Genomic DNA, 23,286 nt, shown 5'->3' with positions numbered 1-23,286 from the left:
TTCCTCTACTCCTACTTGCGCTTCTTGCCAGCGGTGCGGCGACGGACGATGTACTTGTCACTGGCCTTGTTGGGGTTGCGGGTGCGACCCTCTGCCTGGCCCCACGGGGAGACCGGGTGACGACCACCGGACGTCTTGCCCTCGCCACCACCGTGCGGGTGGTCGACCGGGTTCATTGCGACACCGCGGACGGTCGGGCGGATGCCCTTCCAACGGTTGCGGCCAGCCTTGCCCCAGTTGATGTTCGACTGCTCGGCGTTGCCGACCTCGCCGATGGTCGCGCGGCAGCGCGCATCGACGTTGCGGATCTCGCCCGAGGGCAGACGCAGCTGAGCGTAGGGGCCGTCCTTCGCGACCAGGCGCACCGAGGCGCCGGCCGAACGTGCCATCTTCGCTCCGCCACCGGGACGCAGCTCGATCGCGTGGATCACGGTACCGGTGGGGATGTTCTTCAGCGGGAGGTTGTTTCCCGGCTTGATGTCCGCTCCCGCACCCGACTCGACGACGTCGCCCTGCTTCAGCTTCGTCGGCGCGAGTATGTAGCGCTTCTCGCCGTCGAAGTAGTGCAGCAGCGCGATGCGAGCGGTGCGGTTGGGGTCGTACTCGATGTGCGCGACCTTGGCGTTGACGCCGTCCTTGTCGTTGCGACGGAAGTCGATGACGCGGTACTGACGCTTGTGTCCACCACCGATGTGGCGGGTCGTGATGCGGCCCTGGTTGTTGCGACCACCGGTCTTCGAGAGCGGACGCAGCAGCGACTTCTCCGGCGTCGATCGTGTGATCTCGGCGAAGTCAGCCACCGACGAGCCGCGGCGACCCGGGGTCGTGGGCTTGTACTTGCGAATAGCCATATTCTGTCCTTATCCCCCGGTCAGCCGACTGCCGTGAAGATGTCGATTGTTCCCGACTTCAGCGCGACGATGGCGCGCTTGGTGTCCTTGCGCTTGCCGGTGCCGAAACGGGTGCGGCGGGCCTTGCCGACGCGGTTGATCGTGTTCACCGATGCCACCTTGACGCCGAAGATCTTCTCGATGGCGAGCTTGATCTCCGTCTTCGAGGCACGCGGGTCCACGAGGAAGGTGTACTTGCCCTCATCGATCAGGCCGTAGCTCTTCTCGGAGACGACCGGTCCCAGGATGATGTCGCGCGGGTCCTTGTTCAGAGCCGTCGCGAGGACGTTCTGCTCGGTCATGCCGAGACCTCCTCGGTTGCGCCGGTCTTCGAGGCGATGAACGACTCGAGCGCGGCCTTGGTGAAGACGATGTCGTCGGAGACGATCACGTCGTAGGCGTTGAGCTGGTCGAAGCTGAGCACGTGAATGTTCGGCAGGTTGCGAACGCTCTTCACGGTCACTTCGTCCGACCGCTCGATGACGATCAGCACGTTCTTCGACGGTGCGACGTTGGCGATGAGGCCAGCGGCGGTCTTGGTCGAAGGAGCGCTGTCGGCGACGAAAGCCTCAACGGCGTGCAGGCGCTCACCGCGGAAGCGGTCGCTCAGCGCACCCAGCAGGGCGGCAGCGATCATCTTCTTGGGGGTGCGCTGCGAGTAGTCGCGCGGCTGCGGGCCGTGGACGGTGCCACCGCCGCGGTGCTGCGGCATGCGAACCGAGCCCTGACGCGCGTTACCGGTGCCCTTCTGCTTGAAAGGCTTGCGACCAGAACCGGATACCGCGCCACGAGTCTTCGTGGCGTGGGTGCCCTGTCGTGCGGCAGCGCGCTGCGCGACGACGACCTGGTGGATCAGCGGGACATTGGTCTCGACGTTGAAGATCGCGGCGGGCAGCTCCACAGAGCCAGCCTTCTTGCCATCGACCGAGTAGACGTCGAGCGCGAGAGTCGAGTCAGCCATGTGATCAGGCTCCCTTCACTGCGTTGCGGACGTAGACGATGCGACCGCGAGCGCCGGGGACCGCGCCCTTGACGAGCATGAGTCCCTTCTCGACGTCGATGGCGTGCACCGTGAGGTTGAGGACGGTCACGCGCTCGCCACCCATTCGGCCGGCCATGCGCATGCCCTTGAAGACGCGGCTCGGAGTCGACGATGCGCCGATGGAGCCGGGCTTGCGGTGGTTGCGGTGCGCACCGTGAGATGCGGACGCGCCCTTGAAGTTGTGACGCTTCATGACACCGGCGGTGCCCTTGCCCTTGCTGGTGCCGACGACGTCGACCAGCTGTCCGGACTCGAACACGCCGTCGACGGTGAGCTCCTGGCCCAGCGCGTAGTCAGCAGCATCCGCGGTGCGGATCTCTGTGACGTGACGACGCGGGGTGACGCCAGCAGCCTCGAAGTGAGCGGTCAGCGGCTTGTTCACCTTGCGGGGGTCGATCTGGCCGTAGGCGATCTGAACGGCGTTGTAGCCGTCCTTCTCGGGGGTGCGAACCTGGGTGACCACGTTCGAAGCCAGCTCGATGACGGTGACGGGAACGAGCTTGCCGTTCTCGTTCCAGACCTGGGTCATGCCGAGCTTGGTGCCGAGCATTCCCTTGGAAATCTTTGCGTTGATGTCAACCATGGCGACCCTTACAGCTTGATCTCGATGTTGACGTCAGCCGGGAGGTCGAGACGCATCAGCGAGTCGACTGCCTTCGGCGTCGGGTCGACGATGTCGATCAGACGCTTGTGCGTGCGCATCTCGAAGTGCTCACGGCTGTCCTTGTACTTGTGCGGCGACCGGATGACGCACACGACGTTCTTCTCGGTCGGCAGCGGCACGGGGCCGACGACTGTCGCGCCCGCACGGGTCACGGTGTCGACGATTTTGCGTGCCGACGTGTCGATGACCTCGTGGTCATACGACTTCAGGCGAATGCGGATCTTCTGTCCCGCCATTGTCTGCTCTCTCTCTTTACGCGTCATACCGACCGGGACCGGGTGGCCCTGGGGCATTGGACGCACGACGGCGCTGTTCACGCCTCGGCACTCTGCTCCTGGAATTCGGATCCGCAAGCGGTTCCTGCATCCTTCACGTGCACCACTGTTCTGCTGTCAGCCCGCGTGCCGGAGCATGCGGATGCCGACTCCCGCCGTGCAGGCACGGCGAGACCCCCAAAAATGGAGGTGTCGGATTGTGTGTTCTGCTGCCCGTGGCCTAGAACCCTGCGCTCACCCCGGAGGGACTGCGCCGCCTATGCACTTTCAAGACAGTGATCCCGCACATCACGAAGACGGCAGGAATGTGGAACCTGTCTATTCTGCCATGGCGGATTCGTCTACCGCAAACCCGGGCGTGTCGCGCCGTTTCTCAGCTCTTCCAAGACGCTGGGTGGAGCATCCCCTAGGGGATGGATTCGCTTTGTGTCATCTCGACGGAAAGCCAGAAGGCGACGCACCCGAAGGTGCATCGCCTTCTTCGGCTCTGGAGCGTTCGCTATTCGTTGCCCACCGACTTGTCGACATTGTCTCGAACGTCATCGATCTGATCGGCGGAGCCCGGCGCCACCTTCTTGGCGAAGCCCGCGACACCGTCGAGGACCTTATCGCTGATCTGCTCAGCCTGGTCACTCTTGAGGGCGTCATCGATCTTGTCCTTGTTCTGTTCGAACAGGTCCTTGCCCTTGTTGACCATGTCTTCAATGCCCATGGGTTTCCTCCCGCCGTTTCGGCTGAGCAGCCTGTCTGCTCTTGACGCATTTCTACGCGATTCCGTCCCGATACAACAGGTCGAGCATCCGCGTGTCCGATTCAGCCGGGGCGTCGCCTGGTTGCAGAGTGCTTCCGAATGCAGAAGAGGGGCCGGACCGTGTGGTCCGACCCCTCTTCAGGGAAAGCAGATGCTTAGGAGATGACCTTGGTCACCGTGCCGGCGCCGACGGTGCGGCCACCCTCACGGATCGCGAAGCCAAGACCGTCCTCCATGGCGATCGGCTGGATCAGCTCGACCTTCATGTCGGTGGTGTCGCCGGGCATGACCATCTCGGTGCCCTCGGGCAGCGAAATGACGCCGGTGACGTCGGTGGTGCGGAAATAGAACTGCGGGCGGTAGTTCGTGTAGAACGGGTTGTGACGGCCACCCTCGTCCTTCGAGAGGATGTACGCGGTGCCCTCGAAGTTCGTGTGCGGGGTGATCGAACCGGGCTTCACGATGACCTGGCCGCGCTCGACGTCCTCGCGCTTGGTGCCGCGGAGCAGGAGGCCACAGTTCTCGCCGGCCCATGCCTCGTCGAGCTGCTTGTGGAACATCTCGATACCGGTGACGGTGGTCTTCTGCGTCGGCCGCAGACCCACGATCTCGATCTCGGAGTTGATGGCCAGCGTGCCGCGCTCGGCGCGACCGGTGACGACGGTGCCACGACCGGTGATCGTGAAGACGTCCTCAACGGGCATCAGGAACGGCTTGTCACGGTCGCGCTCCGGGTCGGGGATGTTGTCATCCGCGGCCTGCATGAGCTCGAGGATCGAGTCGACCCACTTCTCTTCGCCGTTGAGCGCGCCGAGAGCGGAGACCTTGATGACCGGGGCGTCGTCGCCGGGGAAGCCCTGAGCCGAAAGCAGCTCGCGGACCTCGAGCTCGACGAGCTCCAGGATCTCCTCGTCGTCGACCATGTCGCTCTTGTTCAGCGCGACCATCAGGTACGGCACGCCGACCTGCTTGGCGAGCAGCACGTGCTCGCGGGTCTGAGCCATCGGGCCGTCGGTGGCGGCGACCACGAGGATCGCGCCGTCCATCTGTGCGGCACCGGTGATCATGTTCTTGACGTAGTCGGCGTGGCCGGGTGCGTCAACGTGCGCGTAGTGGCGCTTCGGGGTCTCGTACTCGATGTGCGAGATGTTGATGGTGATACCGCGCTGACGCTCCTCGGGAGCCGAGTCGATCGTCGTGAAGTCACGCTGGACATTCGTGTCAGACGGGTACTTGTCAGCCAGCACCTTCGAGATCGCGGCAGACAAGGTGGTCTTGCCGTGGTCGACGTGACCGATCGTTCCGATGTTGACGTGCGGCTTGGTCCGCTCGAACTTGGCCTTGGCCACTGGGTCCTCCTCAGGACGTTCGTGTAGGAATTGCCGGGCACTGGATTGTGACCGGGTCCCTACTGATTAGCTTTTCTCAGTTTAGTAGAGAGTGAATGTGAAGTTGTCGGGTATCCGGCCCTCCGACGGGCTCAAGAACCAGTCTGGAACATTGAGCCCACCGAAGTGCCGGATGAAGGGCTTATTCGCCCTTGGTCTTCTGGACGATCTCCTCGGCAACTGCCTTGGGGACCTCGGCGTAGCTGTCGAACTCCATCGAGTAAACAGCACGCCCCGAAGTCTTCGACCGCAGATCGCCAATGTAGCCGAACATCTCCGACAGCGGAACCGACGCGCGGATGACCTTGACGCCTGCGGCGTCTTCCATCGACTGGATCTGGCCACGACGCGAGTTCAGGTCGCCGATGACATCGCCCATGTACTCCTCGGGAGTACGGACTTCAACAGCCATCAGCGGCTCGAGCAGCACGGGGTTGGCGCGACGAAGGGCTTCCTTGAAGCCCATCGAGCCAGCGATCTTGAACGCCATCTCCGAGGAGTCGACGTCGTGCGCGGCACCATCGACGATGGTCGCCTTCACGCCCACGATCGGGAAGCCGGCGAGCACGCCGACGTTCATCGCATCCTGGAAACCGGCATCGATCGACCCGATGTATTCGCGAGGAATGCGACCACCGGTCACAGAGTTCACGAATTCGTAGGTCTTCTCGTTGTCGAGCGGAAGCGGCTCGATGTTGAACTGGATCTTTGCGAACTGACCCGATCCACCGGTCTGCTTCTTGTGCGTGTAGTCGTGCTTCTCGACGGTCTTCTTGATCGTCTCGCGGTAGGCGACCTGGGGCTTGCCCACGTTCGCCTCGACCTTGAACTCGCGCTTCATGCGGTCGACCAGGATGTCCAGGTGCAGCTCGCCCATGCCCTTGATGGTCGTCTGACCGGTCTCGGGGTTCAGCTCCGTGCGGAACGTCGGGTCTTCCTCGGCGAGCTTCTGGATCGCGGTGCCCAGCTTCTCCTGGTCAGCCTTGGTCTTCGGCTCGATGGCGACCTCGATGACCGGCTCCGGGAACGTCATCGACTCGAGGACGACGGGCGCTGCCAGGTCTGCCAGGGTGTCACCGGTGGTGGTGTCCTTCAGGCCGATGACGGCGTAGATGTTTCCGGCGGAGACGGCGTCGACCGGGTTCTCCTTGTTGGCGTGCATCTGGAAGATCTTCCCGATGCGCTCCTTCTTGCCCTTGGTCGAGTTGATGACCTGCGAGCCGGAGTCGAGGTGACCCGAGTACACGCGGATGTAGGTCAGGCGACCGAAGAACGGGTGCACGGCGACCTTGAACGCGAGTGCCGAGAACGGATCGTTGGCGTCGGGGCGACGCTCGATGATCGTGTCGTAGTCCTTCGGGTCGTGCGCCTCGATGGCACCGACGTCGAGAGGGTTCGGCAGGTAGTCGACGACAGCATCCAGCATCGGCTGCACGCCGCGGTTCTTGAATGCGGAGCCGCACAGCACCGGGTAGATCTCGCTGTTGACGACCATCTTGCGGATGGCGCCCTTGATCTCGGCGACCGTGAGGTCTTCGCCACCGAAGAACTTCTCGAGCAGCGCGTCGTCGGTCTCGGCGACGGTCTCGAGCAGGGCCTGGCGGTATTCTGCGGCCTTCTCGACGAGATCGGCGGGGATCTCCTTGACCTCGTACTTGGCGCCCATGGTGACATCACCCTTGGAGTCGCCCTCCCAGTACAGTGCGCGCATCTCGACCAGGTCGACAACGCCGACGAAGTCGTTCTCGGCACCGATGGGCAGCTGCAGCACGAGCGGACGCGCGCCGAGGCGGTTGACGATGGTGTCGACGGTGAAGTAGAAGTCCGCACCGAGCTTGTCCATCTTGTTGACGAAGCAGATGCGCGGAACGTTGTACTTGTCAGCCTGACGCCAGACGGTCTCGGACTGCGGCTCGACGCCTTCCTTGCCATCGAAGACGGCGACGGCGCCATCGAGCACGCGCAGCGAGCGCTCCACCTCGACGGTGAAGTCCACGTGACCGGGGGTGTCGATGATGTTGATCTGGTTGTTGTTCCAGAAGCAGGTCACGGCGGCAGACGTGATCGTGATGCCGCGCTCCTTCTCCTGCTCCATCCAGTCGGTCGTCGCGCCACCGTCGTGGGTCTCGCCGAGCTTGTGGTTCACACCTGTGTAGAACAGGATGCGCTCGGTGGTGGTGGTCTTTCCAGCATCGATGTGAGCCATGATGCCGATGTTGCGGACCATGTTCAGGTCGGCGAGCTCCTCTTGAGCCACGGGTGTTTCCTTATCTGCTCGACGGTCGCTGTGCGCCGCTGTGCGAAGTGTGGGGGTGCTGGCCCCGAGTCACGAGAACTCGGGGCCAGCCCCGCTGTTTACCAGCGGTAGTGCGCGAAGGCGCGGTTCGACTCGGCCATCTTGTGAGTGTCTTCGCGGCGCTTGACCGCGGCACCCAGGCCGTTCGACGCGTCGAGGATCTCGTTCTGCAGACGCTCGGTCATCGTCTTCTCACGACGACCCTTCGCGTAGCTGACGAGCCAGCGCAGCGCGAGAGTGTTCGCGCGGTGCGGCTTGACCTCGACGGGCACCTGGTAGGTGGAGCCACCGACGCGACGGCTGCGGACCTCAAGGGTGGGGCGCACGTTGTCGAGCGCCTTCTTGAGCGTGGCCACGGCGTCCTGGCCGTTCTTCGCCTCGACACCGCGGAGGGCGCCGTAGACGATGGACTCGGCGAGCGACTTCTTGCCGTCGACGAGGATCTTGTTCACCAGCGAGGTGACGATCGGGGCGCCGTATACCGGGTCGTTGACGACGGGGCGCTTGGGTGCTGGTCCCTTACGAGGCATCTAACTCAACCCTTCTTTGCGCCGTAGCGGGAACGAGCCTGCTTACGGTTCTTGACAGCCTGGGTGTCGAGCGCACCGCGGACGATCTTGTAGCGAACACCGGGAAGGTCCTTGACACGACCGCCGCGCACGAGCACCAGCGAGTGCTCCTGCAGGTTGTGTCCCTCACCGGGGATATAGGCGGTCACTTCGGCGCCGTTGCGGAGCTTCACACGAGCGACCTTGCGCATCGCCGAGTTCGGCTTCTTCGGGGTGGTGGTGTACACGCGGGTGCACACGCCTGCCTGCTGCGGGTTCGACTTCAGTGCCGGTGCCTTGGTCTTCGAGACCTTGGGCGAGCGACCCTTGCGAACCAACTGCTGAATAGTTGGCACGTTCTCTCCTCATAATGCTGCACGGTGACAGCGTGATGGGTTTCACATCATGACCCACCGGCTCGACGGAACCGCCGTGCTTTTGGTGTGATGGGTATGCCGTGGGGGCGAACCGACGGTGCCGGCGCCCAGTGCGCACGTCAAGACGTGCACACACCTGATCAAGTGTAATGCTGCGTAGCACACCGGTCAAACGCGGATGCCCGACTCACCGCAGATCTCGCACTCGCACCGCAACCGTCCCGGTTGCGCCCGTGCGCCGCTCCGAGGTGACGGCGATGATCAGCAGCACGGCTCCCACGGTGGCCAGCGTGATCCACCACGGCATGGACTCGATTCCGCGACCGATCTGCACGGAGAACACGAATACGTTCTCGATCGGCAGCACGATCAGACCGATGACGAACGGCGCTGCCAGGCGCCGTGCAGCCCCGATCAGGGTGGCGGCGAGCGCCAGCCCCATCACGAGGATGGCCCGCCAGGTCAGCGGATCGGTGAAGGTGGAGACCACGGATGCGGAGGTCATCACGATCAACCCCGGTGCCAGCAGCGGCCAGGAGCCATGCCATCCTCGCGGCCAATCGGCCAAGCGCCATGCGCGTGCGCCAGCATCCTCATCCTCGCCTGACCCGCCGCGCAGCCCGAGGGCACCAGCGACCAGCAGGAACAGCCCGAGCGGCAGGGAGAACATCTCCACGCGCAGCTCGCGCGGGGACCAGGCCACCACCGCGGTGATGAATGCGATGGTGAAAAGCACCCCTACCGGCGGGAGCAGCGACGAAGGACGCTGCATCGCGCGGAACGCCGCCCAGACCATGACCGCGAGCCAGCCGAGCATGAGCAGCCACATTCCCCAGATCACGAACCAGTCGCTCGCGATCGCCGGCCAGACCCCGGCCGAAAAGGCGAGCGCAGCCGGAACCGCCATCCATCGGGCAGGGATCCACCAGATGCCTGGACGCCCTTCGGGCGAGGCGCTCGCCGCCGCAGCGTGCAGCATCCGTGCGGCGGTGAACAGCACGAGTGCGGACAGGGCGCTCAGTCCGATGCACATCAGGAACAGTCCTGCGTCGCCGCCCCGCACTGGAGAGATATCGAGCCCACTCCCCCAGCGCACCGCCTGCGCGGTAGCGCCGAGCGCGGCGAGGGATGCGATGAGCAGAGCCGTCAGGCGCAGCGGGCGCAGCCGCCGCAGGTGCGGTCGCGCGGCTCGTCCGACGATCGCCGCCAACCCGACCAGCATCCATCCGCCGGCGAGCAGTCCATAGGCCCGCCATGGCACCGCGGCCGGGACCCTTCCGGCATCGGCGGCGATGATCAGAGCCAGCACGGGGCCGACGGCGCCGGCCAGCCCCGCAGCGAACAGCGGCACCGCCCTCGCACCTCGCAGGGTGAGCAGCACGGCGACCACTGCCGCGCCGAGCGCGGGCGGCAGCAGGTATGCCTCGGGCAGCCCCACGTCGTTCAGCGCCCACAGCGACCACAGTGCACCGGTGAACGCGACGGCAGCCGCCCACCAGCCGTACCGACGTCGGGCGACGAGCGACGTCAGGCCTGCACCCGTCCCGAGCAGGATCAGTACGAGACATGCGGTGCCGAAGCCAGCCGCCTCCCGCGTCAGGCACAGGACGACGGCGATCGTGCCCGTCAGCAGCGCCGAGATCTCGATTGCCGCGCGAGCAGCCTCGGCCGTCGGCATGAGGAATCCGCGTGCGACCAGTCCATCGCGGATCATCCGGCTCGACGGCAGCACGAGTGCGATCAGCGCGGCGATCACCGGCAGCACCACGGGAGAGCCGCTCTGCACCAGCAGCTGAGCACCCAGGCTGAGGATAACGACGGCCAGCGCCGGGATGAGAGCTCCTGCGGCGAGGGTGCGGATGACGATCGTCAGCCCCTTGCGCCGGGTGAGCAGCAGCACCAGCGCCAGCACGAACATCAGCCCGGTCGACAGCGCCGTCCAGCCGCTGCGTTCGAACATGACCTGAACGATGCCGATCGCCAACGGCACGGAGGCGACGACGAGCATGGCCTGCCAGTTCCGCGCCCCGACTCGCGGCACGAACGTCGCGACGACAGCGCCGAGCAGTCCCGCCGAGGTGGTCAGGCACAGCAGGGCGATGCCGCCGACACCAGCCATGGAGAGCGCGGTGCCCACCAGCACCAGCGCGTAGCCGTATCCGACTCCGACATGGACGAATCGCGACGACGTGGGAATCGCCCGCGCGATCACGGCGAGCGCGAGCAGCGTGGCGATGCCCGCTGCTGGAACGAACGTGCGATCCTGCCAGGCCAGAGCCACCGCAACCAGCAGTGCGAGGTGGCAGCCGATGACCAGCAGCACGCGGATGATCGTGGCGCCACCGGTCCGCCCGCGGGCGAGTACCGCCGCGATCGTCGACGCGATCACCAGCAGCACAGCGATGCTCATCTGCAGCGGCAGCACATGGGACGCCGCGAGAGTCAGCGTGGACGCGATCGCATACAGTGCGGCGACGATGAGAGCCGCGAGACGCAGCGGACGGATGCCGACGCGGCGCCGAGCCAGCAGCGCGAAGACTCCGAAACCCGTCGATATCACCGCAAGACCAAGGATCAGCGGCCAGGTGGTGGAGCCGAACACTGGCCCGTGGTCGGCCGAGAGCGCGCCGGTCTCCGCTCGCGCTCCCACGACGCGCAGCAGGTCGCTTCCGACGAGCGCCCCGTAGAGGACCGCGGGCGCACTGGTCATGCCGGCGACGAGGCCCGCGCCGACCGACATCGGGATGCGCGGGGTCCGCCGCGGCAGCGGCACGATCGCGCAGACCAGCAGTGCCAGAACGGCACCGGCGGGCACCACGGCGATGGCCCACTCCGGTTCCACTGCGCCTGCAGCCGGCAGGGCGGATGCGAAGAACGCGCCTGCCGACACGACGAGCACGCCGCCCAGGAACGCCCACACCCGAGGAATCGTGCGCACGGCCGCGAGCACGGCGTGCACCGCCAGCACTGCGAGCACGGTCGCGATGGCGAGCGGCTCCGCTCCGGTGAACACCACCCGCAGGGCCGAGAGCATCGTGACGACGATCTGCAGCACGGTGAGGGCCGCGGCCTCGCCTGCCAGAGCGCGGCGCGTCGAGATGGCGCGGTCCACAGCATCCGCCGTCGGCACGGGGCCCGCGGTGCGCGGGGCGGCCACCGCCTCGTGACCGCCTGCGATGCGGGCCGGGAACCGGGCGGCGAACCGTGGCAGCAGCGCCATCAGTCCGGTTGCGGCGAACGCGGATGCCGCGGCCCCCAGTGCAGCGGCCGTATCGTTCGAGGATGCGAAGCCGAGCATCGCGGGTGCCACGGCGAGCGCGAGGAGAGAGGTCCACAGCCAGATCCGGATGCGGGCGCGCAGCGCCGCGGCGAGCATCAGCGCACCGGCGACGGCGGTGGCTACGGAGGCGGAAGCCCAGCCTGCGTCGATGCCGGTGACCGAACTGGCTACCGCGTGCACATCCAGCCCCACGAACACCAGGGCAAGGCCGCCGACGGCTTCGGCGGAGAACTGCAGGCGACGCCGAGCGAGCAGCCACGCTCCGCCGAGGAATGCCAGCGTCACAGCTCCGATGATCCAGTTGCGCACCCCGCGGTCTGCCAGATCGGGGTTGAAGAAGGTGAACACGATCGCCGCGACGGCGAACAGTGCGGCCCCGGCGGTCGCGAGGACGGACTGCAGACTGGCGCCGTCTGTCGCAGGGCGCGCCGCGGCTGTGGTGGTGACGGCCGCAGAATCGGACCGCATCGAGCGGCCCGGGATGGCTGCGCTTGCGGCGGTGGAGAGAGTCGGGGCAGGGCCCGCAGCGACAGGACCCGCAAGAGCAGGGACCGCGCGCGGAACTCGGGCCAGCAGAACGGCACGGGTGCGCAGCGACTCGGCGGCAGATGCCGACGCGCGCCACAGCTCCGTCCCCGCGTGCCCTGTGACATCGGCGCCGCAGTGCGGACAGCGCCAGTCGACCAGCTCCGCGGCCTCGCACACCGGGCAGGTGCGCGCATCGCTCAGGCGGGCGATGGCATCCGGCATCCACCCCGCGTTCATCCTTCGTCCTCCGGAACGCGACGCAGGATGTCGCCGGGCTGGCAATCCAGCACCCGGCAGATCGCGTCCAGCGTGGTGAAGCGCACGGCCTTCGCGCGGCCGTTCTTGAGCACCGCGACGTTGGCGGGGGTGATGCCGATGGCATCGGCGAACTCCTGCACACTCATCTTGCGGCGAGCCAGCATCACGTCGATATCGATCACGATGGGCATCAGACCACCTCGGAGAGGTCCTGCTCGAGTTCCAGCGCCTTGCGCAGCAGCCCGCGCATGACGCCGACCAGCAGCGCCAGCGAGAGGCTCACGACCACACCGAACACGGCGAGCACGAGGATTCCCGGGTTCACCGCGCGCCCCGTGGCGAGCACGATGAACGACGCGACCAGCAGCACGGCGGATGCCAGCATCGTGCCGATGATGACGTCGACGTACCGAAACGCCTGCGAGCTGAAGATCCGATCGGCTCGAACCAGCGAGAGCAGCACGAACACGCACACCAGCACGACCTCGACCAGCACCAGGAAGAGCACTGCGCCGATGATCCCCGGTACCTCGAGATATGCGAGGTCGGGATTGCGGCGGGAGGTCTCTGCCGCGACCGCGGGGATCATGATCAGCTGCACGAACAGAAGCAGCGCGATCAGAACCGCGATCAATCCGCGGAGCAGGACTGTGGCGAGGGGCTGCATGGTGCTCCTATCGAGAGACAATACTTATCTATCGATAAACGATAGCCATGCGGTCGTGTGAGATTCAAGCCGATGCAGGCGATTCCCAGCGTGACTGCTCAGCCACGACGTGCGGCGCGCTTCGCGCGGGCGCTAGGGCGTGTCCGGATCGAAGGGCGAGTCCAGCGCTTCGCTCAGCTCAGACAGCATCGCCTCGATCTGCGGTTCGACGTACTGCGAGATCGCCGACTGCACGGCAAGGCGGTGACGCAGCATCAGCGAGCAGATCTCACGCCCGACCATGTTCGCGTAGTCATCGGCGAGCGCGACCTCCTGGCGCAGCGCGGCCTTCGCCTCGTCTGTCAGCGGCGGCAGTGCGGGCAGCTCAGCGGCGGCATCGTCAGCCATGCCAGCGATCGTGAAGAGGAAAGGCGCCCCCGGCATCGGATCAGGATCGAGCGGCATCCCCTCGTATTCCGGGTCGAGCCCCTCTGCCGGGCGATAGGCGCGGGCGCGATTGCGCTCGGCCTGCTGATCGAGTTCGGCCTGGAGCATCGGCAGGTTGCGCGCGGTGTACTCGGCGACAGCGTGATCGACGATCGATTTGATGCGGGTGGAGAGTCCGTGCTGCACGCCGTGCGGGACGTTCGCGCCGATGCCCGCTGCGGACAGAATCGGCGATCCGAGGCATCGCCGGCACGGGGCCGCGCGGCCGCGGTGTGTGGAGGGCTCCCAGCGGGGCACCCAGCGCAACCAGGCCTCGACGGCCAGGCCCACCTGGGTCTCCAGTGATCTCTCCACCGCTCCAGAGTACGGCGCGGTGCGCAAAAGGGCGCGGAATCAGGGCCGAAGCGCCGCTACTCCTCTTCGTTGCGCTCCCAGGGCCAGCGCGGCGGATTCGCCTGCGTGCGCCGCAGCGCGACGGCGATCCACGCCGCGACGAGGGCTGCGGCGAGCACGACCGCACTCGAACCGCGCGTCACCAGCTGCGCGGCAGCATCCGATGCCTGCACGGCAGTCGCCCCGCTCAGCAGTGCGCTCACCCACACCGTTGCCACGTGCGCGATGACCGTGATGATCGCGACGAGGATCACCGACGGGAAATGCGGCCGCTCGCGCACCAGCACCGGCCACAGCATCCCGCTGAACACGGCGATCGCGATGACCATGCCGACGATGCCGGGCCAGATGTCGAGCCCCGGCACGGCGATGATGTCGATGTCGGCGAAGAACGTCAGCATCCCGAGCCCGAGAATGGCGAGGGCTGCGAATGATGCGAAGCCGATCACCAGCGCCAGAACGGCAGAGACCCCCTCCGGCGCGGGGCCGTGGGGGTCTCTGATGGTCATGTTGTCACCGTAGCGCAGCGGGCCCCGCTTCGAGGGTGCGCTCGTATTCTGCCTGGGCTTCGGCATTCAGCACCTTCTTGCGCGCGCCGCTCTTCGCGACCCACGCACCGAACCAGATGGTGAGCTCACGCGCAAACAGGAAAGCAGCGATGGCGAGCGGTGCAAGCAGCTGCTCACTGACCAGGTCGACCGACTCCGTCGCGGTGAGCCGCCAGAACGGCGCCTGGAAAAGCTGGCCGAGCAGGTGGCCACCATAGGTCGCCGCAGCGACGAGCAGGCCGAAGATGACCCACTTGCCCCAGCGCGCGCGGTTCACGAACGCGCCCAGAAGCCAGAACGCGAGGAAGAAGACGACCACCGGAACCCAGAACGACCAGGTGGTCAGCGGCGCGAGTGCTGCGGTGCCGATGTTCGCACCGGTGACGTCGCCGTTCAGCGCGCCGAGACCAATGATCGCACCGAGGGAGAGCACGGCGAAGCAGACGGTGGCGATGAGGCCGATCGCACCCGCGGCTCCGCGGTTGCCGAGTTCACGGGGTGCCTCGGGAGCCTGCACGAAGATCGGCTGCGGCGCAGCCGCACCGTAGGGCTCGGAGGGGACGACCTGTGTCTGAGCAGCGGATGCGGCCGCGGCACCTTCGCTCGCATACGCGGTGTCTGCGACGGTGGGAGTGGTCAGCGGCTCTTCGGATGCGGCCGGCGCTGACCGGTCGGCGTAGGCGTCGTCTGCGACGGGCCACTGCGCGGTGCGCTCATCGGGGGTGGGAGCGGGCCATTCGGCGGCAGGCTCGGCAGCCGTTTCCGGGGCCGTCGCCCAGTCTGGTTCGGCCGCTACCGGCTCGTCAGCGGGCGCCGCCGCGGGGGACCAGGCCGGCTCGGACACGGCGCTGGCGTCGGCGGGCTCACCAGGGGCGACCTGCGCGGCATCCGCAGCGGCGTCACGGGACCCACCGAACGTGCCGGGGTAATCCTGCTCGGCTGCTTCGAAGGCTGCGAGATCGGGGTCGACGGCGTTCGTCACGCTGTCCGTGCCAGCTACGTCGGCACGAGCCGCCGCGGCGGCGTCGAGTCCCTCATTGGCGCTGCCGACGACGTCGTCGACGCCTGCGGGCTGTTCGTTGTCGGGAACCTCTGGGTCGCTCATGGGGTCGCCTCTCCTGGATAGATGCAGTGCGAGGCTAACTCCCGCGCGGCGGCACGGGCCGCAGGCGTGCCGAAGTGTTGCCCGCCTGGTACTGATTTGTGACCGGAACGGGCGGAAAGCCGTCCATCAGCCGGGGATCGTGCTGTCGAGAAGGTGCGTGACCACGTCGAACAGTCCGGGCCCGGCCGGCAGCGAAAGCCACACCAGTGCGCCGACGATGCCCGCGCACAGGATGCCCACGATCCAGCTCAGTGCCAGATTGCGTCCTCCCACCCGTGCTGCCATGCCCTCACCGTAAGCCCGCGACAGCGGCCGCTCTCGCAGGCACGCGCGTTGCCCCGCAGTCGAGAAACCACTTTCTGTGCGAGAAACCACCGCGCACGTGGTTTCTCGTGCGGGAAGTGGTTTCTCGCGGGTACTGCGCGGCGGCGGGCGGGGGTGCCGGGAATCGGCGGCGGGGCGACGCGGTGCGTCAGGCGGCGGGGGCGGGGACGCCGGGCAGGCTCCACGCGGCGAAGGCCGGGCCGTCGGCCGCGAGCATCACCGCACCGTCGGATGCCACGGCAAGCGTCGCGTCGCCCACCAGCGACTCGGCCTCAGCCGGCCCGGCGAGCGCTCCGGCGGGCAGCTCGAGATCAGCATCCCCCCGTGTCGCGAGCACCAGAACCGACTCATCTGCGCTCTCGCGGACGAAGACCACCGTCGCGTCATCCACGTGCAGCCAGCGCATGCCGCCCGTGCCGAGCACCGGATGCCGTCGGCGCAGTCCCACCAGACCGCGGTACAGCTCCAATCGCTCGGCGACCCCGGCATCCGACTCCGTTCCCCACGGCATCGGCGTGCGACTCGCCTCGCCGTCGGCACCGGTGAGCCCGAACTCATCGCCGGCGAACACGACCGGCAATCCCGGCAGCGTCATCGACAGTCCGACCGCGACCGGCACCGCCCCGGGCGCCGCGTTCGTCGCGAACCGTCCGGTGTCGTGGGTGTCGAGCGGCTGCATGTTGCCCAGGCGCACCCGCCACGGGATGCCGGCGGTGAACCGCACCACCGCGTCGGCGAAGTCGCGTGCCGTGTACCGCGGGATGCCACCGATCGGCTGCCCGAAGAACCACGGTTCGGTGCGCTCCTCTCCCTCGGCCGTGAGATACGGCCGATCCGTGGGTTCACTGAGCCAGCCCCACGCGGGGCGCGTGAACGAGGGATAGGTCATCGCGCCATGCCAGCCATCGCCCTGCAGGTCGGTGGCGGCGTCATTGGTGGATTCGCCGAGCAGAATCGCATCCGGGTTGATGCGCAGCATCGTCTCGCGGAACAGCTGCCGCACCTCGGCGTTCAGATCGACGTCGCCGAGACGCCCGGTCATGTTCGCGACGTCGATGCGCCAGCCGTCGATCGAATAGGGCGGCCGCAGCCACTTCTCGACGATCGAATTCTCACCGGAGACGAAGCGCTCGCGCAGTTCGGGCGACGACCAGTCGAACTTCGGCAGCGTCGAGGCTCCGAGCCAGGTCTCGTATTCGGTATTGCCATCATCGGTGAAGTAGTAGAAGCTCTCGGTCGCAGCCCCCGGATGGCCGAAGGCCGCCTGAAACCATTCGTGCCGATCGCCGGAGTGGTTGCTGGTGAGATCGCCGATGACGCGGATGCCACGGGCGTGCGCCTCTTCGATCAGCCGCACGTACGCGTCGTCGCCACCGAGGAGCGGATCGACGGAATCGAAGCTGGCGGCGTCGTAACGGTGATTGGACGCGGCAGGGAACACCGGGGTGAGGTACAGCAGATTCACGCCGAGCGAGACGAGGTGGTCGAGGTGCTCGATGACGCCGGGCAGGTCACCGCCGTAGAACTGCTGCGAGCGTCCGGGCATGACCGGGTCGACCGGGTCGGTCCATTCAGCGGCGATCGCCCACTCGGGAGTCGGATGCTGATCGGCCTGCGCGGAGCGCGCGAACCGGTCGGGGAACACCTGGTACATCACCGACTCGTACAGCCATGCCGGCGGAGCAGGGTTCGCGACCAGTGCGAAATCCTCGGCATCGAGGGTCTCGCCGCGATGCAGGCCGGTCTGATTGAGCCAAACGACTGTGCCGTCATCGTGGATCAGCACGAATCGGTAGCCGTGGCGCGGGTTGCGGACCGTGATGGGCGCCTGCCACCAGTCCCATCCATCCGTCGTGCCGATCGCGACAGCATCCGTCCACTCCGGCTCGTGGTCGGGGTTCGAGCGCGTCCGCACCGCGCGCAGCGGCCCGTATCCGGTGGGCACGCGCAGCCGCACCATGACGACGTCGCCGAGTGCGGGCGCGTCGTGCGAGACGTAGAGCGGCGAGCCGTCGTGGTGAGGAAGCAGCGCAGTCATGTCAGTGGCCTTTCAGATGGACGGGCGTAACCAGCATCCGCTACTTCACGCTGCCGGCGGTCAACCCGCCGACGATGTACTTCTGCAGCGCGAGGAACAGCGCGACCGGCAGGATCGCGGCGAGCACGGCACCGGCGGCGAAGACGCTCCAGTTCTTGGAGAACTCGTCGGAGACGAACTTGTACAGACCGACCGCGAGGGTCTGCTTGTCGGGGTCGATCAGGATCACGCTCGCCAGCACGAACTCGCTGGAGGTGCCGATGAAGCTCAGCAGTCCCACCACCGCGAGAATCGGTGCGACCAGACGCAGGATGATCGTGAAGAAGATGCGCGCATGCCCGGCGCCGTCGATCTTCGCGGCCTCGTCGATGGAAGCGGGCACGGTGTTGAAGAATCCGTACATGAGGTAGGTGTTCGCCCCGAGTGCACCGCCGAGGTAGACCATGATCAGCCCGATCTGCGAGTTCAGACCGATCGCCGGAAAGACGTCGCTGATGGTCACCATCAGCAGGAAGATCGCCACCATCGCCAGCATCTGCGGGAACATCTGCACCACCAGCAGCGCGGTGAGGCTGAAGCGACGCCCGGTGAACCGCATCCGCGAGAAGCAGTACGCGGCGAGCGCGCCGAGCAGCACGGTGAACACCGCGGTGATCAGCCCGATGATGAGCGTGTTCATGAACCATGAGCCGTAGGGGTGCCGTTCGCTCTGGAACAGCGCGATGTAGCTCTCGATGCTGACGTTGCTGAACAGCGAGTTCGCCGTCAGCAGCGTGCCGCCGGGATTCAGCGACGCGCTGAGCACGTACAGCAGCGGGAACAGGGCGAAAGCCGATGCCACCAGGCCGACGAGGTGTCGCCAACCGGTCTCGCGGAAGTACTTCCGGAACGGTCGCCGCGGCTCCCTGCCCTCGCCGGGCACGCCCGAGGTGCCGGCTCCCGCGGTGACGATCGCGGAGGTTGCGGATGCTGTGGTCTGCGAAGTGCTCATATCAGTTCAGATCCTCCAGGGCCTTGGTGCGCCGGAACGCGATGACCGAGATGGTCGCGACGAGGATGAAGATGATGATCGAGAAGGCGCTCGCCAGACCGTAGTCGGAGCTCGATCCGACGAAGGCGACCTTGTAGACCATGGTGATGAGGATGTCTGTGGCACCGACATTGACGCCGGCGGTGACATCGCGCGGACCGCCGCCGGTGAGCATGTAGATCAGGCTGAAGTTGTTGAAGTTGAAGGCGAACGACGAGATCAGCAGCGGAGCGACCGCGACGAACAGCAGCGGCAGCTTGATCGAGCGGAACACCTGCCAGGCGTTCGCTCCGTCGACGCGCGCGGCTTCCTGCACGTCTTCGGGGATCGATTGCAGGGCGCCGGTGCAGATGAGGAACATGTAGGGGAACCCGAGCCACAGATTCACCAGGATGATGCTGGCCTTCGCGAGCCATTCATTGGTCAGCCAGGGGATGTCTGCTCCCCCGAACACCGCCACGTTCAGGAATCCGAACTCCTGGTTCATCATTCCAGCCCAGACCAGCGCGGAGAGGAACCCGGGGAACGCGTACGGGAGGATCATCACCACCCGGTAGTACTTCTTCGATTTCATCCGCGGGTCGTTGAAGACGATCGCCAGGAACAGCCCGAGCGCGAAGCAGGTGAAGACCGACAGGAAGGCGAAGACGAACGTCCACACCAGCACCGACAGGAAGGGACCGCGGATCGACTCCTCGGAGAACGCGCGGGTGAAGTTGTCGAACCCGACGACGATCTGCCAGCCGGGCTTGAGCTCGGTGCCATCGGATGCCGTGAACGCGCCGGTGCCGATATCGGAGTAGACGACACCGCTGCGGGTGTCGGTCATGGTGCCGGCGGCGTCGTCGTAGCTGAGCTTGGAGGTGTACACGTACGCGCTGGAGCCATCAGGGGTGCGCAGGAAACCGTCATTCGGGTCGTCGCTGATCGGCACTGACATCGCGGCCAGCTGCTCCTGGTTGGCGACGATGCCGCCGAAGTCGAGCGTCGTGTAGCCGTTCAACCCCACGGCTTTGCCGCCGTCCATATCCGCACCGTCGACCTCTTCGAGCGGTCGTTCGTCGCCGCCGAGGAGCACGTCGCCGTCGGGCGCGGTCACCAGGAATGAGAACTCACCGAGCTGTTCGACGATGGTCAGTCCGTATGACGAGGAGTCCGGTACGCGCTCCTGAGCCGAGAGCATGAGCGCGTTGACCGCGCTTTCTTTCGTGCTGTTGTGCCCGGTGCCATAGTTCGTGAAGGCGACGTAGCCGGTGTAGAAGGCGGCGAAAACCTGGAAGACGAACAGGAAGATCAGCCCCGGCATGAGGTACTTGGCGGGCAGACGGCCTCGTCCGAAGTAGATCCACACCGCCAGCGCGGCGACCGCCAGCACGATGATCGCCGGCACCCCCTGATCCATGCGGATGAGCACCAGAGCGGCGTACAGCGCAAGGGCGACGATGAGCCCCAGCACGACGATCTTGGTCAGTACCAGGCCCCAGCCGCCGCCCGCCGCCTCGGCGATGCGGGCAGCACGACGACTTCGCTTCGTGGGAGGTGCGGTGGTGGAGGGATCGTGATCGTCGGTGATCGTCATCGGCTGTCCTCGGTGCTGTCAGGTATCTGTAAGTGAGACAGAGCAGAACGGGCGGAGTGACAGCCGCTGGCCACCACCCCGCGCCGCTGCCTACTTGCTGATCGCGTCCTGAACGTCGGCGGCCATCTTGCTCCAGAGAGCAGCCGGGTCGCCGCCCGAACCGTTGATCAGCGCAGCCTCGGTGACGCCCCAGAACTGCCACACAGCACCCATCTCGGGGATGCTGGGCATAGGCACGGCGTTGGCGCCGACCTCGCCGAAGCCGGCAGTGATCGGGTCGCCCTTGACCGCGGCGTCGAAAGCGGTTGACAGAGCCGGAGCACGGCCACCGACCTCATACAGAGCCGTCTGCACCTTCTCGGAGCCGATGTAGTTCAGCAGGAACTCGTTCGCGGCGAGCTTGTTCTTGCTCTCGGCGCTGAGGAAGAAGCCCTGCACGCCGGCGAAAGGCTGAGCGTCCTGACCGCCCGCGGACGGGATCGGGTCGACGGCGATGTTAAGGCCGGCCTCGACCGCAGCGGGAGCATTCCACGGACCGGTGAGGAAGAACGGCGACTTGCCGGCAAGGAAGTTCTCTTTGGCGAGATCGCCGGTGATGTTGGTGTTGAATACGCCGGCCTTGCCCTGTTCGGCCAGCCACGAGGCGAACTGCGTGCCGCCGTCGTTGCCGATCTGCAGGTCGTCAGCGTTGTAGCTGCCGTCGTCGTTCTGGCCGAAGACCGGAGCGCCGAACGATGTCTGGAACGGGTACAGGTGGTAAGGGTCGGCCTGTTCCGGGTCGAGTCCGACCAGGAACGCGTAGTCGGTGCCCGCGGCCTTGCCCTTGGCGATCAGGTCGTCGAAGTCGGTCGCAGCCTCGTCGACGAGGTCGGTGTTGCGCAGCAAGCCGATGTTCTCAATGGCGTACGGCACGCCGTAGACCTGTCCGTCGTAGCTGAATGCGTCGACGGCGACCTTCTCGAAGTCGCCGGCCTTGTCGCCGAGCTCCACCGGAGCGGCGACGCCGTTGTCGACGAGAACGCCGAGCCAGTCGTGCGCGCCGACGGCGACATCAGGGCCCTTGCCCGTGGGTGCCTGCTGGACGAACTGATCGCGGATCTCGCCGAATTCCTTCTGCACGAGCGTGACCTTCACGCCGGTGTCCTTGGTGAACTCCTTGGCGGCATCCTCGAGGACGCCAGCGCGGTCAGCATCCACCCAGACGGTGATCTGGCCCGCGAAGTCGGGCTTCTTGTCTGGTTCTGTGCCCGGTTCGCTGGATGAGCAGCCGGCCAGGACGATTGCCGACGTCGCTGCGATGGCGCCGAACGCGAGGATGTTTCTCATGGTCACCTTCATTGGTGTTGCCTCTCTCGATGCTGGGGACCTGCGGGTATGCAAGCGCTTACAGTATGCATGGCCGGAGGCCAGGATCGCAATGAGTGGTGCCACTGATATCAACCTGTGACAGAGAATCGGGGCGACGTTTGTTGTGGAAGCGCTTCCATGATGGCCATTCTCGATAGACTGCCTCCATGGCTGACAGTTCTTTTGACATCGTTTCGAAGGTGGATCATCAGGAGGCCGAAAACGCCCTGAACCAGGCCCGCAAGGAGGTCGAGCAGCGTTACGACTTCAAGGGCACGGATGCCTCTGTCGCGTGGAGCGGCGATGACATCCTGATCAAGGCGAACTCCGAGGAGCGCGCGAAGGCGGTGCTGGACGTCTTCCAGTCGAAGCTGATCAAGCGCGGCATCTCGCTGAAGAGCCTCGACAGCGGCGAGCCCTTCGCGAGCGGCAAGGAGTACCGCATCGTCTCCAGCCTCAAGGACGGCATCTCGAGCGAGAACGCGAAGAAGATCAGCAAGCTGATCCGTGATGAGGGCCCCAAGGGCGTGAAGAGCCAGATTCAGGGCGATGAACTGCGCGTGCAGTCGAAGAGCCGTGACGATCTGCAGTCGGTGATCGCCCTGCTCAAGGGCAGCGACCTCGACGTCGACCTGCAGTTCATCAACTACCGCTGACCGAACCCGCGGCAGACGGAAGACCCAGCCAGCCCGGCCGGCTATTCCGATACATCGTCGATCGCTCTTGCGCGTCTCGGCGCTCCGTGGTCTTTTAGACGCATGGACACAGTGACCTCTGGCGACGGAACGGCGATAGCGTTCAACGAGCTGGGCACCGGACCCGCCGTCGTGATCGTCGGCGGCGCATTCTCGCTGGCTGCAGACGGCGACGCTCTGGCGAGCGCCCTCGCCGATGTCGGGTTCCGTGCGATCACGATGGACCGCCGCGGACGAGGTACCAGCGGTGACAAGCGCGGATCTCAGCCCGAAGACGAAGCCGATGATCTCGCGGCGGTGATCGAGGCCGTCGGCGGCGACGCGATCGTGCTCGGACACTCATCTGGCGCTGTGCTCGCGCTCTTCGCCGCGTCACGGGGCGTTCCGATTCGCGCGCTCTTTCTCTCTGAGCCTCCCTTCCGATTCGGGGTCGAGGAGCCCGCCGCGGACCTTCCACAGCGGCTGCAGCAGCTCGTCGACGAAGGACGCAGCGCCGAGGCGGTCGTCACATTCCAGCTGGAGGCCGTGGGGCTTCCGCGGCAGATGGTGGACAGCATCCGCCAGAGCGAGCAGTTCGCATCACTCGTGCCGCTCGCGCAGTCGACCGTCTATGACGCCGAACTGACCGCAAGGGTATCCACGCCGACCGCAGCGATGCTGTCGGTGCACCCGCCGGTCACGATCCTGCGCGGCGCTCAGACCTTCCCGGTCCTGGTCGCCGCCGCCGACCGGCTGGCTGCCGAACTGCCTGACTCCCGCCTCGTCATCGTTCCGGAATCTGTCATGCACCGCCTCGACCCCGGCGCGACAGCGCGAGTGGTGCGGGATCGGGTCTGA

23 protein-coding genes are annotated in these 23,286 nt (G+C 66.2%); 2 read left to right on the top strand and 21 right to left on the bottom strand.

What is annotated here, in order from left to right; translation table 11 throughout:
- Window positions 1-11 precede the first annotated feature (11 nt).
- From rplB to FM104_RS05095, 21 genes are all read right to left on the bottom strand, one after another.
- Window positions 12-851: a 50S ribosomal protein L2 gene (gene rplB / locus FM104_RS05190; protein ID WP_087130401.1), complete on the bottom strand. Its 840-nt coding sequence runs from the start codon at window positions 849-851 to the stop codon at window positions 12-14.
- Between the two features lie 20 nt (window positions 852-871).
- Window positions 872-1,192 carry a 50S ribosomal protein L23 gene (rplW, locus tag FM104_RS05185; RefSeq protein ID WP_087130400.1) on the bottom strand — a complete coding sequence of 107 codons (321 nt, stop codon included), beginning with the start codon at window positions 1,190-1,192 and terminating at the stop codon, window positions 872-874.
- Window positions 1,189-1,851, bottom strand: a complete 663-nt coding sequence (gene rplD, locus FM104_RS05180) for a 50S ribosomal protein L4 (protein ID WP_087130399.1) — start codon at window positions 1,849-1,851, stop codon at window positions 1,189-1,191. Before rplD ends, rplW begins: the two co-directional genes overlap by 4 nt.
- Window positions 1,852-1,855: 4 nt before the next feature.
- Window positions 1,856-2,515 carry a 50S ribosomal protein L3 gene (gene rplC, locus FM104_RS05175; RefSeq protein WP_087130398.1) on the bottom strand — a complete coding sequence of 220 codons (660 nt, stop codon included), beginning with the start codon at window positions 2,513-2,515 and terminating at the stop codon, window positions 1,856-1,858.
- Between the two features lie 8 nt (window positions 2,516-2,523).
- On the bottom strand, window positions 2,524-2,832 hold the full coding sequence (gene rpsJ, locus FM104_RS05170) for a 30S ribosomal protein S10 (protein WP_017201594.1): 309 nt from the start codon (window positions 2,830-2,832) through the stop codon (window positions 2,524-2,526).
- A 538-nt stretch (window positions 2,833-3,370) separates the two neighbouring features.
- Window positions 3,371-3,583 (bottom strand): hypothetical protein, encoded by a 213-nt coding sequence (locus FM104_RS05165; protein ID WP_087130397.1) that lies wholly within the window; start codon window positions 3,581-3,583, stop codon window positions 3,371-3,373.
- 194 nt (window positions 3,584-3,777) lie between these two features.
- A complete protein-coding gene (gene tuf / locus FM104_RS05160) occupies window positions 3,778-4,971 on the bottom strand; it encodes an elongation factor Tu (RefSeq protein WP_087130396.1) in 1,194 nt (397 codons plus the stop codon).
- Between the two features lie 181 nt (window positions 4,972-5,152).
- Window positions 5,153-7,267 carry an elongation factor G gene (fusA, locus tag FM104_RS05155; protein ID WP_087130395.1) on the bottom strand — a complete coding sequence of 705 codons (2,115 nt, stop codon included), beginning with the start codon at window positions 7,265-7,267 and terminating at the stop codon, window positions 5,153-5,155.
- Window positions 7,268-7,365: 98 nt separating this feature from the next.
- Window positions 7,366-7,836 (bottom strand): 30S ribosomal protein S7, encoded by a 471-nt coding sequence (gene rpsG, locus FM104_RS05150; RefSeq protein WP_017201608.1) that lies wholly within the window; start codon window positions 7,834-7,836, stop codon window positions 7,366-7,368.
- A 5-nt stretch (window positions 7,837-7,841) separates the two neighbouring features.
- On the bottom strand, window positions 7,842-8,210 hold the full coding sequence (gene rpsL, locus FM104_RS05145) for a 30S ribosomal protein S12 (protein ID WP_087130394.1): 369 nt from the start codon (window positions 8,208-8,210) through the stop codon (window positions 7,842-7,844).
- Between the two features lie 208 nt (window positions 8,211-8,418).
- Window positions 8,419-12,276, bottom strand: a complete 3,858-nt coding sequence (locus FM104_RS05140) for an SCO7613 C-terminal domain-containing membrane protein (protein ID WP_087130393.1) — start codon at window positions 12,274-12,276, stop codon at window positions 8,419-8,421.
- Complete coding sequence (locus FM104_RS05135; protein WP_087130392.1) at window positions 12,273-12,488, bottom strand: helix-turn-helix domain-containing protein; 216 nt, start codon at window positions 12,486-12,488, stop codon at window positions 12,273-12,275. Before FM104_RS05135 ends, FM104_RS05140 begins: the two co-directional genes overlap by 4 nt.
- Window positions 12,488-12,964 (bottom strand): DUF2975 domain-containing protein, encoded by a 477-nt coding sequence (locus tag FM104_RS05130; protein ID WP_087130391.1) that lies wholly within the window; start codon window positions 12,962-12,964, stop codon window positions 12,488-12,490. Before FM104_RS05130 ends, FM104_RS05135 begins: the two co-directional genes overlap by 1 nt.
- 132 nt (window positions 12,965-13,096) lie before the next feature.
- Entirely contained in the window at window positions 13,097-13,744 is a 648-nt protein-coding gene (locus tag FM104_RS05125) for a spermidine/putrescine ABC transporter substrate-binding protein (RefSeq protein ID WP_179206679.1), read from the bottom strand.
- A gap of 56 nt (window positions 13,745-13,800) precedes the next feature.
- Window positions 13,801-14,292, bottom strand: coding sequence for a hypothetical protein (locus FM104_RS05120; protein WP_143738259.1), 492 nt, complete (start codon window positions 14,290-14,292; stop codon window positions 13,801-13,803).
- 4 nt (window positions 14,293-14,296) lie between these two features.
- Window positions 14,297-15,436: a hypothetical protein gene (locus FM104_RS05115; RefSeq protein WP_087130389.1), complete on the bottom strand. Its 1,140-nt coding sequence runs from the start codon at window positions 15,434-15,436 to the stop codon at window positions 14,297-14,299.
- A 126-nt stretch (window positions 15,437-15,562) separates the two neighbouring features.
- The gene (locus tag FM104_RS16465) at window positions 15,563-15,721 is read right to left on the bottom strand and encodes a hypothetical protein (RefSeq protein WP_179206678.1); all 159 of its coding nucleotides are present in this window, start codon (window positions 15,719-15,721) and stop codon (window positions 15,563-15,565) included.
- A 187-nt stretch (window positions 15,722-15,908) separates the two neighbouring features.
- Window positions 15,909-17,798 carry a glycoside hydrolase family 13 protein gene (locus FM104_RS05110; protein WP_087130388.1) on the bottom strand — a complete coding sequence of 630 codons (1,890 nt, stop codon included), beginning with the start codon at window positions 17,796-17,798 and terminating at the stop codon, window positions 15,909-15,911.
- Between the two features lie 40 nt (window positions 17,799-17,838).
- Window positions 17,839-18,789 (bottom strand): sugar ABC transporter permease, encoded by a 951-nt coding sequence (locus FM104_RS05105; RefSeq protein ID WP_087130387.1) that lies wholly within the window; start codon window positions 18,787-18,789, stop codon window positions 17,839-17,841.
- A 1-nt stretch (window position 18,790) separates the two neighbouring features.
- On the bottom strand, window positions 18,791-20,407 hold the full coding sequence (locus tag FM104_RS05100) for an ABC transporter permease subunit (RefSeq protein ID WP_087130386.1): 1,617 nt from the start codon (window positions 20,405-20,407) through the stop codon (window positions 18,791-18,793).
- Between the two features lie 90 nt (window positions 20,408-20,497).
- Window positions 20,498-21,745: a sugar ABC transporter substrate-binding protein gene (locus FM104_RS05095; RefSeq protein ID WP_087130385.1), complete on the bottom strand. Its 1,248-nt coding sequence runs from the start codon at window positions 21,743-21,745 to the stop codon at window positions 20,498-20,500.
- Between the two features lie 176 nt (window positions 21,746-21,921).
- Between FM104_RS05095 and FM104_RS05090 the strand changes: the two genes are divergently transcribed.
- The gene (locus tag FM104_RS05090; RefSeq protein WP_087130384.1) at window positions 21,922-22,410 is read left to right on the top strand and encodes a YajQ family cyclic di-GMP-binding protein; all 489 of its coding nucleotides are present in this window, start codon (window positions 21,922-21,924) and stop codon (window positions 22,408-22,410) included.
- A gap of 102 nt (window positions 22,411-22,512) precedes the next feature.
- A complete protein-coding gene (locus tag FM104_RS05085) occupies window positions 22,513-23,286 on the top strand; it encodes an alpha/beta fold hydrolase (protein WP_087130383.1) in 774 nt (257 codons plus the stop codon).

It is taken from the genome of Microbacterium esteraromaticum (assembly GCF_900163815.1).
In the GTDB taxonomy this organism is placed as follows: Bacteria; Actinomycetota; Actinomycetes; order Actinomycetales; family Microbacteriaceae; genus Microbacterium; species Microbacterium esteraromaticum_B.
Note: the sequence above shows the minus strand (reverse complement) of the source record. Positions and strands in the feature narration are given on the sequence as shown.

Excerpts from the sequence above, each read along its gene's own strand:
- rplB (WP_087130401.1), bottom strand. The coding sequence starts at position 851 with ATGGCTATTCGCAAGTACAAGCCCACGACCCCGGGTCGCCGCGGCTCG.
- rplW (WP_087130400.1), bottom strand. The coding sequence starts at position 1,192 with ATGACCGAGCAGAACGTCCTCGCGACGGCTCTGAACAAGGACCCGCGC.
- rplD (WP_087130399.1), bottom strand. The coding sequence starts at position 1,851 with ATGGCTGACTCGACTCTCGCGCTCGACGTCTACTCGGTCGATGGCAAG.
- rplC (WP_087130398.1), bottom strand. The coding sequence starts at position 2,515 with ATGGTTGACATCAACGCAAAGATTTCCAAGGGAATGCTCGGCACCAAG.
- rpsJ (WP_017201594.1), bottom strand. The coding sequence starts at position 2,832 with ATGGCGGGACAGAAGATCCGCATTCGCCTGAAGTCGTATGACCACGAG.
- FM104_RS05165 (WP_087130397.1), bottom strand. The coding sequence starts at position 3,583 with ATGGGCATTGAAGACATGGTCAACAAGGGCAAGGACCTGTTCGAACAG.
- rpsG (WP_017201608.1), bottom strand. The coding sequence starts at position 7,836 with ATGCCTCGTAAGGGACCAGCACCCAAGCGCCCCGTCGTCAACGACCCG.
- FM104_RS05140 (WP_087130393.1), bottom strand. The coding sequence starts at position 12,276 with ATGAACGCGGGGTGGATGCCGGATGCCATCGCCCGCCTGAGCGATGCG.
- FM104_RS05135 (WP_087130392.1), bottom strand. The coding sequence starts at position 12,488 with ATGCCCATCGTGATCGATATCGACGTGATGCTGGCTCGCCGCAAGATG.
- FM104_RS05130 (WP_087130391.1), bottom strand. The coding sequence starts at position 12,964 with ATGCAGCCCCTCGCCACAGTCCTGCTCCGCGGATTGATCGCGGTTCTG.
- FM104_RS05120 (WP_143738259.1), bottom strand. The coding sequence starts at position 14,292 with ATGACCATCAGAGACCCCCACGGCCCCGCGCCGGAGGGGGTCTCTGCC.
- FM104_RS05115 (WP_087130389.1), bottom strand. The coding sequence starts at position 15,436 with ATGAGCGACCCAGAGGTTCCCGACAACGAACAGCCCGCAGGCGTCGAC.
- FM104_RS16465 (WP_179206678.1), bottom strand. The coding sequence starts at position 15,721 with ATGGCAGCACGGGTGGGAGGACGCAATCTGGCACTGAGCTGGATCGTG.
- FM104_RS05110 (WP_087130388.1), bottom strand. The coding sequence starts at position 17,798 with ATGACTGCGCTGCTTCCTCACCACGACGGCTCGCCGCTCTACGTCTCG.
- FM104_RS05105 (WP_087130387.1), bottom strand. The coding sequence starts at position 18,789 with ATGAGCACTTCGCAGACCACAGCATCCGCAACCTCCGCGATCGTCACC.
- FM104_RS05100 (WP_087130386.1), bottom strand. The coding sequence starts at position 20,407 with ATGACGATCACCGACGATCACGATCCCTCCACCACCGCACCTCCCACG.
- FM104_RS05095 (WP_087130385.1), bottom strand. The coding sequence starts at position 21,745 with ATGAAGGTGACCATGAGAAACATCCTCGCGTTCGGCGCCATCGCAGCG.
- FM104_RS05090 (WP_087130384.1), top strand. The coding sequence starts at position 21,922 with ATGGCTGACAGTTCTTTTGACATCGTTTCGAAGGTGGATCATCAGGAG.
- FM104_RS05085 (WP_087130383.1), top strand. The coding sequence starts at position 22,513 with ATGGACACAGTGACCTCTGGCGACGGAACGGCGATAGCGTTCAACGAG.